We start from the raw sequence: 893 nt of genomic DNA on the forward strand, positions 1-893 counted from the left end.
GAACGAACCCGCTGCGCGGGAGGGGCGCCTGCGGTTGAGGTAGAGATCAAGAACCGGTCGTCGCGCTCGCGTTGAGCGTCGTTCGGCTCGAGCAGAGCATGGCGGGCTTCTTCAACAAGGAGCCTGACCATGCACCATCCTATTCTCGATGCCCGGATCAGCCCGCTGCGCCAGCGGCTGATCGACGACATGAACATGCGGCGTTTCTCACGCGAGACGCAGCGCAACTATCTCCGCGATATCGGACGCTTGGCGACATTCCTCGGGCGTTCACCAGACACAGCGACCGCCGACGACCTACGTCGGTTTCAGATCGAGCAGCAGGAAGACGGCGTTCCCGTGCCGACGATGAACAGCATCGTGTCGGCGCTGCGCTTCTTCTTCACCCAAACGCTCGACCGCCCGGACCTGGCGCGTCGGCTCGTCCGGCTGGCGCATCCGCGCAACCTGCCCGTGGTGCTCAGCCGCGACGAGGTGGCCCGGCTGCTCAACGCCACCACCTGCCTCAAGCACCAGGCCGCATTGTCAGTCGCCTATGGCGCGGGCCTGCGTGTCGCCGAGGTGTCGATGCTGAAGGTTGCCGACGTCGACAGCGAGCGCATGCTGCTGCGCGTCGAGCGTGGCAAGGGCGGGCGCTATCGCAACGCCATGCTCTCGGAGGACCTGCTCACGCTTCTGCGTGAGTGGTGGAAGGTCGGACGTCAGCAGGGCGTGATGCACCGCGACGGCTGGCTGTTCCCCGGACAGCACGCGATGAAGCCGATCAGCACGCGGCAGCTCTATCGCATCGTCGTCGAGGCGGCCCAGGCCGCCGACATCGCCAAGCGGGTCGGGCCGCACACGCTGCGCCACAGCTTCGCCACCCACCTGCTGGAGGACGGCACCGACATCCG

The 893-nt window shown here is 66.6% G+C and carries 1 protein-coding gene; it reads left to right on the top strand.

The genetic code is table 11. The features are described 5' to 3' along the window. Nucleotides 1–129 precede the first annotated feature (129 nt). Nucleotides 130–893 (top strand): tyrosine-type recombinase/integrase (locus NKH90_RS34615; RefSeq protein WP_352823813.1); only part of this gene is annotated, 764 nt, incomplete at its 3' end.

Source organism: Mesorhizobium sp. M0898 (genome assembly GCF_040319695.1).
GTDB lineage: Bacteria > Pseudomonadota > Alphaproteobacteria > Rhizobiales > Rhizobiaceae > Mesorhizobium.